Source organism: Dactylosporangium sp. NPDC051087, from assembly GCF_055586325.1.
Map to the genome: position 1 here is coordinate 1 of NZ_JBVJIJ010000071.1, position 13,304 is coordinate 13,304.

A 13,304-nucleotide genomic window follows, 5' to 3' on the forward strand; every position below is an offset into this window, starting at 1 on the left:
CCTCAAGGACAACCGCGCCAACCACAACTGACCTGCCCTGGAGGGGTCAAAATTCCCGAACCCAAAAGGGGTCAAATTTCAAAAATCGGCGACAAGAGGCCGTCGGTGAAACGAGACGACCGCGATGGGTTATCCGTGGGAACACGGGTAGTAGCCCGGTTCTACTCCTTGAGCGGAGGCAACATGTTCATCCTCGGTATTATCCTGCTGCTGCTCGGATGGTTCCTCCACATCACCATCCTCACGACGATCGGTGTGATCTTGCTCGTGATCGGTGCTGTGTTGTTCATCCTCGGTTCAGTCGGGCGGCCCGTCGCCGGGCGGCGACATTACTGGTAGCCGAGCGACAGCACTCACGCTCCGGCCGGGCATCTCCAGCCGGGCATGCTGGCTGCCGTCGGATCACGGCTGCGACCGCTGGACTGGCATACAGCCGCCTTGATACGGCGCGACGCCGGATGTACAGCATGTGCTGAACACGCCGGATGTTGTTCCGTCAGCGTTTTATGAGGCCGGGGGCATGAGGCCACGGAACGGGGAGCGGAGCCCGGTTCGGCTGCTCGATGGCCCCTGCCGGGACCACTGCCTCGTTCCAGATACGTCTGCACCTCAAACTGGAACCAAACGTCAGTGATCGCCATCAAGGGCCACGGTCTGGGCGGTGTGTTCGGGCCGGCATCTGGCGTACTAATCGTCCCAGCAGCGCAACTCGGCGTCGATCTCCCGCTGGCCGATGGCTCGATCCCGCTGGTCGGCGAGGTGTTCCCGCATATCGGCGCAGCGCTCTCGTTCGTTTGCGAGCCGTTCCCGTTCGTCTGCGAGCTGCTCCCGCTGGTCGGCGAGCCGTTCTCGTTGATCCGCGAGCCGTTCTCGCTCGTCGGCGAGGGCGGCGCGGGTGTCGGCGTCGGCGTCGCGTTGATCGGCGCGTTTGTGGCGCTGTTCGACCTCGGCCTTCTGCTGTTGCAGCGTGCGGCTCCATGCGTCGAGGTCTGCCGCCCGCTGGGCGGTCTGCTGATCGCGGATGGCTGCGTCGCTGCCGCGGCTTTCAAGGTCGATTTCGCGTTGGTCGGCTGCGGCCTCTCGCTCACTGACGAGCTTCTCCCGTGCCGCAAGCCGACGCTCACGATCCGCCATGACGACGGATTCCCCATCGCGGTCCACGACTCCACATAGTAGGACGAGGCAGGTTCGATATTGCATTGCGAAGCGGCAACGCCGCGCTAGGCGGTGCGTCACCTCGATTGCCCGGGTCCGGCGCTCAGGGTGGGCGGTGTTCCTTGACCGAAGCGAACGGCGCGCGTGTCCCGCTGCGGTGGCTGCTCGCTCCTGAGGTGCGTCACCGGTAACCCGACTACACGCGCCTATTGATTGTCACGTTTGGCTTGTCTCCTGGCACCCACCGCTCTTGTGGCGCTGTGACGCTTGCGCAGCGCGGGCGTCTGTGCGGGTGCCCGTTGTGATCGTTGCGGCGTCATTGGTGACATCGTCGGTCTCGCTTTGGGTGGTGCGGTATTGCGACCTGCTCTTGCTGCCTCCAGCCGTTCAGCCCTCAGCTCGGTAGCTCTCTGCTTAGCGGCAATGGCCAGCGCCCTGCTCACCCGGCCTAGCGCTCCTTCAAAAACTTCTGCCTTCTGCCTGTTCCGGGTGTTTTTCGGCCGAGATTTACCGCGCGACCCGTGCGTGACCACGTTCGCACTGGCTTCCCGGCGGTATGACTTGCTGAACTTGTTCCGGGCTCGGCGCACCCTCGCATGCAACTCCAGCAGGCCGTCCTCGTCCAGGTCCGCGAGCTGGTCCGGCTCGGTCTCGCGCACGAGCAGAAACTCGGCCTCCGTCAGCGAGTTCAGCAAAGTAGTGGGCATGGCAATGCTCATGGCGTGTGCTCCCGTTCGAGTTCGTCACGGCGATCCTGCGCTATACCTGATTCCGCAGCTCTTAAGCACAAGCTGCCGAAACCTCTACTATTCGGACGAACGAACGTTTACAGGGGCCCATTTCGTGAGCAACCACTGCCATCGCGATGATGAGACGGGTGGTGCTGTGGAGGCCATCCACCCGCTGCGGCGAGCGCGCCCGAATTGACGTAGCCACGACAAGGTTCCTGGACCGGTCTTCGCCTTCGGCGAGTTCGGTCCGGTGTCGATTCCGTCCGTTGGTCCGGCGTGAGTTGGGGCACGGTCGCCGGGCACCCCGGCCGGCTCAGCGAGTTCGACAAGCTGCACGGTAACCGGCACGCTCACGCTTCACCTTCGTGCGGGAGGTGGCCGGTTTCTGGGGTTGAAGAGCTGATCGGCAGCTTCGCCTGCCATGGGGTGGGCGAGGTAGTTGCCGCGGGCGGTGTCGCAGCCGAGGTCGTTGAGGGCTTCAAGTTGGTCACGGCTGTTTACGTCGGTGGCGGTGACGGTGCGAGCGAGGTCGTGGAACATTTCGATGATCCAGGCGAGTGTGGTGGCGCTGGAGGTGTAGGTCGGCAGGTAGACGTCGACACCGTCGAGGAGGCGTGGGTCGAGGATGACGGTGCTGACCGGTGACTCGGCGAGGTGGGCGGGGCCACCGGTGTTATTGACAGCGATGTGGATGCCGGTGCGGGCTAGTCCGTCGAGTGTGAAGGCGATGTCGTCGCTTGGGTCGTGCAACGCGTCCTGCTCGACCGCGATTTGAAGCCGGTTGGGCGGCAACCCGCTAATGTCCAATGCCGCGGCGACGGTCGTGAGTATGCCTGGGTCACGAAGCTGGGTGAGGGTGCAGTCGACGCTGAGCATCGGTGGTTCCGGGCTGCTTTGCCACGTCGCGGCCCGAGCGCAGGAAGTGTGCAGCAGGCGGGAGGCGAGCGGAACGAGGAGTCCGGTGCGTTCGGCGAGATCCAGGAACTCGCCGGCGGGGATCTGGCCGATATCGGGGTGGGTCCAGCGCGGTAGGGCGTGCATCCCGACGATGGTGTTGTCACGCAGCCGGATGATGGGTTGGTAGGCGAGGATGAACTCGCCACGTCGCATGGCTCCGGGCAGGGCGTGGGTGAGCCGGTTGCGTCGGATGTCGAGCGCTTCCCGTGCTGGTTCGAACAGTGTCCATGACGTTGCTGGGTTGTCGTGCCTCACCCAGGTCAACGCCATCTCTGCGGCGCGGAAAAGGTCGCTGGGGCTGCTTTGGTTGGCGGGGCGTTCCACGATGCCGACTGTTGCGGTGACGGAGAGATCGTGTCCGTCGATCCGGAAGGGGCTGCGTAACAGCGGTAGGGCGGCGTCGGCGGCCTTGATGGCGTCATCCGGTCCGGCCGTGTCCTCGATAACCAGGGCGAAGGTATCGGCGCCGAGGTGGGCGAGATAGTAATCCCGTTCGCTGGCAAGGCCGCGGAGTCGATGTGCGGTGAGTTGCAGGAGTTGGTCGGCTGTGGTGGTGCCGAACGTGTTGTTGATGGCGCTGAACCGTTGGATGTTGAGCAGGCATACACCGACGCGAGCTGTCGGTTTACCGGTGATGACGACGTCGAGGTAGGCGGTGAACGCTGCCCGGTTCGGCAGGCCGGTCAGCGTGTCGCGCAGCAACGCCTGCCGAACCTGGTGCTGCAGGTGGTGCTGATGGGTGCGCCAAGCCTCGCGTTCGTCGCGGCCGACGTCCTCGGCCGCGCGGCGGACAAGGTCCTGCAGCGTCGTGGTGAATCCCAGCGCCAACTGGTCGATCAGCTCGGGGATCCGATCGGCGGGGTCCTGTCCGGTGATTTGGAAGGCGGTCAGCAGTTGGAGCCGCAGCACGCGCATGCTCGCCGCCATGATCTGTGGGTCGGACATGCCGTGGCGGACGAGGTCGCGGCCGACGAGGAATCCTGCTTGCGGGTCGGCCGTAGGTCTGGCCACTGCCGTGAGCATCTGCCGGGTCAACGTCTGAAGCACTTGGATGCGGCGTGCCCGCCCACCGGGCACGAAGTTCGTCCTCGGCAAGCTTCGCTCCCATGCTGCCGCGAACGCCGCCAATCCGCTGGCTGCAGCGGTCTGGAACGGCTTGTGGGCGGGTTCCCGCAGCGGGTCGGCTTGAGAGCCTGGCTGAGTGTCCGTCACGGCTTGCGACGTGTCCGGCTTGCCTCCGGACACGACCTCGGGCTGGGGTGGACCGGGGAGTTGCCCGGCGCTGGCGGCGAGCAACGCCTCGCGTGGGGCTTGGCTCTCGCGTGGGGCTTGGCTTTGGCGGTGACCGCTGTCGGCTGCCGCATGTATGCCCTTCCATTCCGTGGCGGACTGGAAGTCGGCAAAGTCCTCCGAACGACCAGTATGAGCCGCTATCGATGTTGCGCGACCTCTTGTCCACCAAACGGGTGAACGATGCTTCGCTGCGCCCGGCTGTAGGAACGCCGTGCTCGAGATTTGGGCGGGGTGCTCTGGACCTCAACCGGCGCTGGATTTGCGAGCGATACCACCGATCGCCGACCGTTGGGCGGGATCGTCCGCGTCCTCCGGGTCCGGGTGCCAGTCGCTGACCGGGACCAGCCCAGGATCCAGCACCTGCCACGCGGCGAGCAGGCGAACCACCTCTGCGGGGGTTCGCACGTGCAGTGACGTCGGTGTCCGCTGGTAGAGCCGTCGCACATTTTCTTGCCCGGCACTGTTGTCGGCGGGCGCTGCATGTGAGACGGCGATGTAACTGCCCACCACGGTGGCGTCGGCGAAGTCCTGCAGAATGCGCGCAGGCTTGTCGGGGTCACCGATAAAATGCAGCACCGCGACCATCAGTACGCCAACCGGCGTGGAGAAGTCGATCAGGTCAGTCACTGCGGGGTGGGCGAGGATGTCCTGTGGTCTCCGCAGATCGCCCTGGACGGCGGTTGCGTACTGGTTGCCGGCGAGGATCCGTTGGCTGTGCGCGACAGCGACTGGGTCGATGTCGACGTACACGACCCGCGCATCTGCGGCCGCCGCCTGCGCTACCTCGTGCACGTTACCCAGCGTCGGGATACCCGAGCCGATGTCCAAGAACTGCCGGATTCCGCTGTCGACCAGCCATCGCACAGCCCGACCCAGGAAGGCGCGGTTGTCGTGCGCGAGTTTGGTGACGCCTGGCCAGGCGAGTTCCGCCTCCTCGGCGAACCGCCGGTCGACCTCGAAGTTGTGGAACCCGCCGAGCGCATAGTCATAGACCCGTGCTGCGTTCGGCGTGGTGATGTCAACGCCATCAGGCACCCATTCCGGCAACACCGTCGACCCCTCCTCAGACCATCCCACACCTCAGCGTTGCACACGCCAGTTCGCCCCTCAAGACGCAGCGGCTGGGCCAGCAGGCCTGGCAGGATGCGCGTGTTTCAACGCCGGACTGATGTCGCGGCATGGCTGTTACCGCACGCCATCGGTGTTCGAGAACGGGCGATTGAGCGATCTGTTCAGGTTCCGCCGGAAGGCGTTGCTGCATAGGGTCCGCAGGCCGCTTCGCCCTGTCCTCGTCGGCAACGCCGTTGCAAGCCGTGCAGCGATGGTTCAGATCCGCAGCGGTGCGCTGTTGGCGATGAGCGCGCCGCTGGCGAAAGCCGAAGGTAGGCGTCATGGTGCTGCCCGGCGTGCGGGACCGATGCACGCACGCGTATGTCTCGGTGGAGTGGGCGGATGGCGTTGGTCGGTGGCGGTGCTGCCGAACAACGGTGTCGTCGTCGTCCTCGTGCGAGCGGAATGACACCGCGCCAGTGATCTCAACCCAGTCATCCTGCGCCGATGCGCGGTCAGCCGGATACCGCCTGTCGGCGGTGGATGGTCACCAAGAAACTCGTTCAACGCGGCGTTGCCGCCACGCCGCCCTGTGAATGCGCGGTGAAGAGAGCGGCGACGGCTTCGCGGAGTTCGATGGCGGTAAATGGCTTGTGCAGCAGCGGTGTGTCTTTGCTCAAGACGCGGCCGCCGGGCAGATTTCCGGCAGTATAGCCTGATATGTAGAGTACTGGTATTCCTGGTCTTGCCTTGCGGACCTCCGCTGCGAGTTGCGGGCCGGTCAGGTCAGGCATGATGACGTCGGTGACGAGTCCGTCGAACGTGAGCCGCAGGTCGGTGCAGAGTCGCAGCGCCGACTCGGCGTCTCGCGGGGCGGTGACGCGGTAGCCGGCCCGGGTGAGCATTCGGACGATGACGTCGCGGACCTCTGTGTCGTCCTCGACGATCAGCAGGTGACGCGCGTCGTCGACGACGGCCGGTGCCGGCTCGACGCCCTGGACGGGATGGTCGTTGGTTTGCACGGCGTGCGCGGGAAGTGTGACGGTGACTGTGGTGCCGTGTCCGACGGCGCTGTCGATGTCGATGGTGCCGTGCGCGGCCGAGACGGCGCCGTAGGCGGTGGCGAGGCCGAGTCCGGTGCCTTTGCCCGGGCCTTTCGTGGTGAAGAACGGTTCGAAGGCACGACGCGCGACTTCTGGGGGCATACCGCAGCCGGTGTCCGACACGGACAGGGTGACATGACCGAGACCGGTCGAGCTGGAGACATGGGCGGTCGTGATCCGCAGTTCCCCGCCGTCGGGCATGGCGGCCCTCGCATTGACCACCAGGTTGAGCACGATCTGCTCGAGTCTGCTGCGGTCGATGACGACCGCAGGTAGAGCGGTGGCGAGGTGACAGGTGAAGGTCACGTCCTCGCCGATCGTGCGTCGAAGCAGGTGTTCGATCGCGCCGATGACGTCGTTGATGGCGAGGGTCTGCTGATGTACAGGCTCCAGCCTGCTGAAGATCAGCAGCTGCCGGGTCAGATCGGTGGCACGTTGTGCAGCCTGGCCGATGCGCTCGATATCAGCCAGACAGGGATGGCCGGCACCCAGTTGTGCGGCGACATCGGCGGAGTACGCGCTGATCACGGCGAGGACGTTGTTGAAGTCATGAGCGATGCCGCCGGCGAGATGCCCGAGCGAATCGAGGCGTTCGGACTGTCGGAGCTGCCGATCGAGGCGTTGTCGTTCGATTTCGGCATGGTGCTGCTCTGTCACGTCTCGCAGTACCCCTTCTACGGCGACCGGTCGACGGAGGTGGTCCACCACGACAGATCCGCGTTGTTCGACCCGCAGCTCGCGGCCGTCTCGGTGGATAAGCCCGATGGTGACGGTGATGGGACCTGGCCGTTGCCATGAGGCGCGGAGAGCGATCCGATCGTCCGGAAGGATCTGGTCGAGCAGGATTGAAGGGCGGGTCTGGAGTTGCTGCGCCGTGTGGCCGGTGATCGCCTCGATCGCCGGGCTGATGTAGTCGATGCTGTAATGCGGCTGCAGACTGATCCGGAATACCGTGTCGACGGCGTGCTCGACGAGCAGGCGGAACCGTTGCTCGCTGTCACGCAGCGCAGCTTCGGCGGCTCGGCGCTGCCGTCGTTCGTGTGCGTCTCGCAGCTCACGTTCAACGGCGGGGACGAGGCGGCTCAGGCGATCCTTGAGGATGAAGTCGCTGGCGCCGGCTTTCATCATCGCAGCGGCGTTCTCGTCACCCACCTGTCCGGAGACCAGGATGAACGGTGCGTCGCAACCAGCGGCGCGCACGTCCTGCATCGCTTGCTCGGCGGTGAGTGCCGGGAGGTTGTAGTCGGAGATCACGACGTCGGGGACGGACCGATGTAGCGCTGCGTGCAGCTCTGCCTCGCTCGCGACGACATCGACAGATGTCACGTCGATGCCGCCGCGCCGCAGCAGCGACAGTGCCAGGAGCGCATCCTCCTCGTGATCTTCGATGATCAGGAGCCGGATCGGATCGTCCTTCATCGACTGCCCGGTCTCATGGGCGTGGGTTCGTTGATGAGCAGCCAGTACATGCCGAGCACGTTGGTCGCGGTGACGAAGTCGCTGAAGATGACCGGCTTACGGACGAAGCTGTTCGCGCCGAGCCGGTAGCTTTCGACGATGTCTTTCTCCTCGTTGGAGGTGGTGAGCACCACGACGGGGAGCGTGTCGGTCGCGGGGTCAGACCGTAGCCGGCGCAGAACCTCAAGGCCGTCGTACTTCGGCAGCTTCATGTCCAGCAGGATCAGCGCGGGACGTAAGGGATTGACTCCATCGGGCGGAAGCAGCATGTCCAAGGCCTCGGCGCCGTCGACCGCCACGATGATCGGATTGGTGATGTTGTTCTTGGTGAACGCCCGCTTGGTGAAGCGGACGTCGTCAGGGTTGTCCTCGACGAGGAGGATCGGACCGTGCTGCTGCACATTGCGAGGCTCTGTCACGGTTCCTCCGAGGCTCTCGTAGTAGTCGCGCCGTCGCCCGCCAGCGTGAAGCGAAATGCCGCGCCTTGGCCGACAGCTCCCTCTGCCCATACTCGTCCGCCGTGACGGGTCACGATCCGATAGACGATCGCTAGTCCGATGCCGCTGCCGTCGAACTCTGCTGTGGTGTGCAGGCGTTGGAACGGTTCGAACAGCTTGCTTGCGAACCGCATGTCGAAGCCGGCGCCGTTGTCGCGGACGACGAACGCCGCGGTATCCGGGTCGGCCTCGACAATGATCGTCGCCTCCGGCTGTTTCGCGGTGAACTTCCAGGCGTTGGCCAGCAGGTTCTGGACGGCGAGCCTCACAAGGTCGGCGTCGCCGTTCGCAGCTAGGTCTGGCTCGATCTCGACGGTGACGCGCCGTTCGGAGTCGGCGGCTCGAAGCTCGCCCACGACGGAAGCGGCGATGGCGGTGACGTCGACGTGCTCTCGCCGCAGTTCCGCCCTGGTTGCCCGGGACAGGTGCAAGAGGTCGTCGATCATCTGGCCCATCCGGGTCGTGTTCGCCTGGAGTCGTTGCAGGTATTCGCGTCCTTGCTCGTCGAGGGCATCGCTGTAGTCCTCCAGGAGCAGCTGGCAGTATCCGTCGAGCGAGCGCAGCGGCGCGCGAAGGTCGTGTGACACCGAATAGGCGAACGCGTCCAACTCCTGCGTCGAGGCCTGCAGCTCGATTGTGCGTTGTAGGACCCGCCGCTCGAGGGTTGCGTTGAGGTCGCGCACCTGTTCCTCGGCGCGTTTACGCTGCGTGATGTCCGTCGAGATACCGCACACGGCATATGGTTTGCCGGCGTCGTCCAGCAGCGGAAACTTGACCGTCACGTAGGTGTGCTGTCCGTCCTCGGCGGGCGCGACTTCCTCCATCTGCACAGGACGGCCGTACCGGATCGCGTTGAGGTCGTTGGCCCGGAACGCATCAGCAATGTCCCCAGGGAACAACGCGTGGTCGGTTCGGCCGATCACGTCCTCGCGACGCACACCGAACAGCCGCTCATACTCACGGTTGACCAGCATGTAGCAACCGTCAATGTCTCGCATGTAGACAACCGCTGATGTGTTGTCGATCAGGGCCAGCAGCTGGTCATGGCCGACCCGCGGGTCGTGGCCGGTCGGCGGCGATGCATCGACCGGTGCGGTCTGGTCCGCCTCGGTCACTCGGCACCTGCGCCGTGATCAGCCGGGGTCGCCGACGTCTGCAACCCGTCCGTCGCTCTCCGCGGACGGACGGAAAGCGCACGCTCCGAGGACGCGGCAGATGTTTCCGCCGCCGCAGGGTTCTGGCCGCTGCGCCGCAGGGCAGCCAGCCCGGTGAGGCGTTCCAGGTCGGCCGCCGGTATCCGGCGAATTGTCTGCAGCGCATGCCGCTGACGGTGACGGGTCAGCCGTTCCAGGGCAGATTCATCCATCCCGGTGGTGCCTTCGCGATTACTGACCACGCCCGGATCGCCGACCCCGTCACGGTCCCGGCCGCGCTGCGGCGTGAACAGGAACTTCTTTGCCAGCATCAGATGGACGCCGGACATTCGTGCGTGTGCCTGTAGCAGTGAGAACATCGCGGCCAGTACCGGGAACGCAGCAAGCACCTCACGCAGCTGCTGATCGCTGAGTTCTTGCAGACCGCGGGGATGACCACAACGATCTAGGAGCAGTTGCGGTAGTGCGGGCATGTCCATCACGAGGCTCAGCTTGTTTCGCTCTGCCTCGAGCAGGCCCGGGAACAGGGACTTCACGTGGTGGCGGTACGCCGGCCCGTTCACGCCGAGCCGGAAATCGCGTTCGATGGCTTCGGCGTCCAAGGCGCCGCTCGGCGGTACATCACCGGGCCGCCAGTGCACCGCGAACTGCCGGAACACATCCATGAAGTGCCCCACGCGCAGCCCCTCCTGCGGCGGCAGTGCGGCGTACTCCTGATTGAGCTGGCGCATACCGTCAAGCAGCAGGGTCGCAACACAGAGTCGATAGACGGCGTCATCTGCGGTCCCTGCAGCACTCAGCGGCGCCAGGGCGAGATTGACGGCTGCCTCAAACGTCTCCGACAGCTTGATCAACTCAAAGAACCGGACCTCGTCCTGGGCCCCGGTGTACGTTCGCACCGCATCGTGATCGAAAACCCCCGGCAAGGTGGCCAGCGGCGCGCCTCGCCAGCGGACTACCGTCGATGGCAGGTTCCACCTGGTCAGTGATGCGTAGGTGTCCCGCTGGGGGTGCCCGCTGCCTGACGCCCGGGCCAGCCGCGCAAAGTACGCCAGAAACGGCGTCGGCGCCCTGCCCACGTTGAATGCGAAGGCACGCTGGGGGACAGATCGGTGCGAGTCCTGCTGCTCCTGGAAGTGACGTCCAGCGCTGGCGCCGACTAGGCCCAGCAGCACGAGCAAACGCTGCGCCTCTACCGGTGCTAGCGTCTCCGGTGCCGGCAGTAGCGGGCCCACCTCGCGTGTGAACCCCGCCACCACACTGTCGGCGGCGGCCGACCTCATCAGGACGGACCGGTTAAGGGCAACGAGCGAACATCGGACCCAATGATCGACTCGTTGCACGACATCGTGGGCTGTTACAGGAACCTCTGTCCCCAGCCCGCCATCAGACCCGTCGTTTACGCACGCGCCCACCTCTCGACGATACACACAGAGTAGCGATCCCGTGCCTCTCGGACAATCATGCGATGTGCTCTGCACGGTTGAGCCCGAGGGCATCCGTCGTCTCCTGCCCGACCGGATCCTGCCAGCATGCTGCCGCGCTCAACTTCTGGACCATGCACCACGACCGAACGTCATCAGTCGGTTCTGCACTGCGATGGCATGTGCGAGCACCACAGGACCGTCCCAATTGTCGAAACCTCCTCCGTGTAGGTGGAGGCCCCACCACAACGTGCATAGCGGGTGCAGCGACTTGTCAGCAACAATCTGCGGCTCTAAGGCGACCGCACTGCAGCGAAGGCCACGTTTGGCGGCGGGCGCGACCGTACGAGGTTCTGATTTGAATCGCCAAAGATGCCGATAAAGTTGGCGCAGTCCCGCCAGAGCATGTGCGGCTCCAAGGCTAGGCCACACGTGGTTGCGCTCGGGCTGCCTGTCAGGCGTCCTGATCGTGCCAGTGACGCGATTCGGCGTCGATCTCCCGCTGGTCGGCGAGCCGTTCTCGCTCGTCGGCGAGGGCGGCGCGGGTGTCGGCGTCGGCGTCGCGTTGATCGGCGCGTTTGTGGCGCTGTTCGACCTCGGCCTTCTGCTGTTGCAGCGTGCGGCTCCATGCGTCGAGGTCTGCCGCCCGCTGGGCGGTCTGCTGATCGCGGATGGCTGCGTCGCTGCCGCGGCTTTCAAGGTCGATTTCGCGTTGGTCGGCTGCGGCCTCTCGCTCACTGACGAGCTTCTCCCGTGCCGCAAGCCGACGCTCACGATCCGCCATGACGACGGATTCCCCATCGTGGTCCACGACTCCACATGCTAGGAGGAGACAGGCGTGATCACGGCGCAACTGTGCGGCAACGCCGTGTGCCGGTACACCACCGGGATCGCCCCTGACGATTTCGGCCGACCTGTCCGGGTCCATGAACTGCTACGCCGCCGCCATGTCCTCGGCAGGATCGGAGTTGCCCCCTCCCTGGCCCGACGTCTCGACGCGAGCACCACCACGATCGGGTTCGACAACCGCACCACCCTCCTCGTCGCGCCCCGCCACGTCCGCAGTAGGTCTTGGTTGTGCGCACCAGCGGCAGGCCATTGCGCCCAGCGCTCATCACCGCCGGCGAGCAGCCTCCCTCGGGCGGCGCCCTGCGCTTGCCGATACGCATGACCGTGAACGTGTGGGTTCCAAACCTTCCAGTTCGACCGTTCGGGTATGCCGTTTTTCTTCAACGGCGCCACGGGTCCGCACGGCTGACCAGTGCGGGCCTTTAATCCGGTCAGGACCGGGAAGGCTGCGTATCCCGGCGTCGAAGGGAGAGGGCAGTGGTCAAGCGACGCAAGCTCGTCTGCACCTCACCCGATCGCGTCTTCGCGGTCCTGGCCGACGGCTGGACGTACGCCAGCTGGGTGGTCGGCGCGTCCCATATCCGGGACGTTGAGGAGGGCTGGCCCGCGGCCGGCGCCCGCCTGTACCACCAGGTCGGGCCATGGCCGCTGCACATCACGGACGTGACCTGGGTGCGGGCGGTGGTCCCGGGCCAGATGCTCGACCTGCACGCCCAGGCGTGGCCGCTTGGCGCGGCGACGGTGCGGTTGGACCTCGAACCAGTCAGGGCTGACACTCGGGTGACCTTGGCGTACGACCTCAGCGAGGGGATCGGCCAGTACATCCCGCGCCGTATCCAAGCGGCGCTGCTCGGCCCGCGCAGTGCCGAGATGCTGTCCCGGCTGGCCGACATCGCCGCCCGGCGACGGGTCCCAGCCAGCTACTGACCGGCAGCGGCACCGACTTGCCGGCGATGGCCCAGGCCTTCAACTCGGCCAGTTCACTGCCTTTAGCCCCTCGACCAGCCGAAGGCAGTGAACCGGCCGAGTTGAAGGCCTGGTACCCCGTCCGCCATGATCGCCGGACAACTCGCCGAAAGGCTACGGGCAGGCGAATAAGGGTGCCGACGTTCAACCCGACAAGGATGGTGGTCGCCCGAAACCTAGAGCTGCGCGGCCTGACCAGATCCTCAACGAGCAACCTCTGGATCATGACGAATCCCGATAACCAGCGTTCTCGCATCTCGACCGACGAACTCGCCCGGCAGCACCGAAAGGCTCGTGATCCATTTCGCCCACTGCGCTGGCGCACGCGGCGCGTCCAGGCACCGCGGGCGGGGCCAGAGAGATCGTCGAGACATGGCCGCCTGCCTGCTGCGGTGCGGCTGATTCCGGGCGGGTCGGTGCGGGCTGGTTTGCCGTCCGACATCCGGGTAGGGCCGCTCAAAGGGCGCAACCACCCGCGACAGCGCCCGGAGGGTCGCATCATGAAACGAGCACTGCAGATGACGCTGGCCATCATGGTCGGCTACGTACTGGGCCGGCGGCGCCAGCTGCGTACGGCGATGCTGCTCGGCGCCGCCGCCGCGGCCGGGCGCTACGGCGGCAACCCGACCGAACTGCTGGCTCGCGGACGGAAGCTCGTCGGCGGTTC

Annotated in this window: 11 protein-coding genes; 2 read left to right on the top strand and 9 right to left on the bottom strand. The window is 65.6% G+C overall.

What is annotated here, in order from left to right; all coding sequences use genetic code 11:
• Window positions 1-339: DUF6131 family protein (locus ACZ6TV_RS54565; protein ID WP_465309553.1), on the top strand; the 339-nt coding region annotated here is incomplete at its 5' end.
• 348 nt (window positions 340-687) lie between these two features.
• Here ACZ6TV_RS54565 and ACZ6TV_RS54570 read toward each other — a convergent pair.
• The 9 genes from ACZ6TV_RS54570 to ACZ6TV_RS54610 form a co-directional block, all read right to left on the bottom strand.
• The gene (locus ACZ6TV_RS54570) at window positions 688-1,200 is read right to left on the bottom strand and encodes a hypothetical protein (protein ID WP_465309555.1); all 513 of its coding nucleotides are present in this window, start codon (window positions 1,198-1,200) and stop codon (window positions 688-690) included.
• A 161-nt stretch (window positions 1,201-1,361) separates the two neighbouring features.
• Window positions 1,362-1,874 (bottom strand): hypothetical protein, encoded by a 513-nt coding sequence (locus ACZ6TV_RS54575; protein WP_465309557.1) that lies wholly within the window; start codon window positions 1,872-1,874, stop codon window positions 1,362-1,364.
• A gap of 369 nt (window positions 1,875-2,243) precedes the next feature.
• Complete coding sequence (locus ACZ6TV_RS54580) at window positions 2,244-4,088, bottom strand: EAL domain-containing protein (RefSeq protein ID WP_465309559.1); 1,845 nt, start codon at window positions 4,086-4,088, stop codon at window positions 2,244-2,246.
• Window positions 4,089-4,379: 291 nt separating this feature from the next.
• Window positions 4,380-5,186, bottom strand: coding sequence for an SAM-dependent methyltransferase (locus tag ACZ6TV_RS54585; RefSeq protein ID WP_465309561.1), 807 nt, complete (start codon window positions 5,184-5,186; stop codon window positions 4,380-4,382).
• 563 nt (window positions 5,187-5,749) lie between these two features.
• Window positions 5,750-7,708 (bottom strand): hybrid sensor histidine kinase/response regulator, encoded by a 1,959-nt coding sequence (locus tag ACZ6TV_RS54590; RefSeq protein ID WP_465309563.1) that lies wholly within the window; start codon window positions 7,706-7,708, stop codon window positions 5,750-5,752.
• On the bottom strand, window positions 7,705-8,148 hold the full coding sequence (locus ACZ6TV_RS54595; RefSeq protein ID WP_465309565.1) for a response regulator: 444 nt from the start codon (window positions 8,146-8,148) through the stop codon (window positions 7,705-7,707). The genes ACZ6TV_RS54590 and ACZ6TV_RS54595 overlap by 4 nt, the downstream gene beginning before the upstream one ends.
• A gap of 14 nt (window positions 8,149-8,162) precedes the next feature.
• Window positions 8,163-9,359, bottom strand: coding sequence for a sensor histidine kinase (locus ACZ6TV_RS54600; RefSeq protein ID WP_465309567.1), 1,197 nt, complete (start codon window positions 9,357-9,359; stop codon window positions 8,163-8,165).
• On the bottom strand, window positions 9,356-10,579 hold the full coding sequence (locus tag ACZ6TV_RS54605) for a hypothetical protein (protein WP_465309569.1): 1,224 nt from the start codon (window positions 10,577-10,579) through the stop codon (window positions 9,356-9,358). The genes ACZ6TV_RS54600 and ACZ6TV_RS54605 overlap by 4 nt, the downstream gene beginning before the upstream one ends.
• Before the next feature lie 697 nt (window positions 10,580-11,276).
• Entirely contained in the window at window positions 11,277-11,633 is a 357-nt protein-coding gene (locus ACZ6TV_RS54610; protein WP_465309571.1) for a hypothetical protein, read from the bottom strand.
• A 515-nt stretch (window positions 11,634-12,148) separates the two neighbouring features.
• Between ACZ6TV_RS54610 and ACZ6TV_RS54615 the strand changes: the two genes are divergently transcribed.
• Window positions 12,149-12,598, top strand: coding sequence for an SRPBCC family protein (locus ACZ6TV_RS54615; RefSeq protein ID WP_465309573.1), 450 nt, complete (start codon window positions 12,149-12,151; stop codon window positions 12,596-12,598).
• Window positions 12,599-13,304 lie beyond the last annotated feature (706 nt).

Coding starts and splice junctions, on each gene's coding strand:
- ACZ6TV_RS54570 (WP_465309555.1), bottom strand. CDS start 1,200: ATGCAATATCGAACCTGCCTCGTCCTACTATGTGGAGTCGTGGACCGC.
- ACZ6TV_RS54575 (WP_465309557.1), bottom strand. CDS start 1,874: ATGAGCATTGCCATGCCCACTACTTTGCTGAACTCGCTGACGGAGGCC.
- ACZ6TV_RS54590 (WP_465309563.1), bottom strand. CDS start 7,708: ATGAAGGACGATCCGATCCGGCTCCTGATCATCGAAGATCACGAGGAG.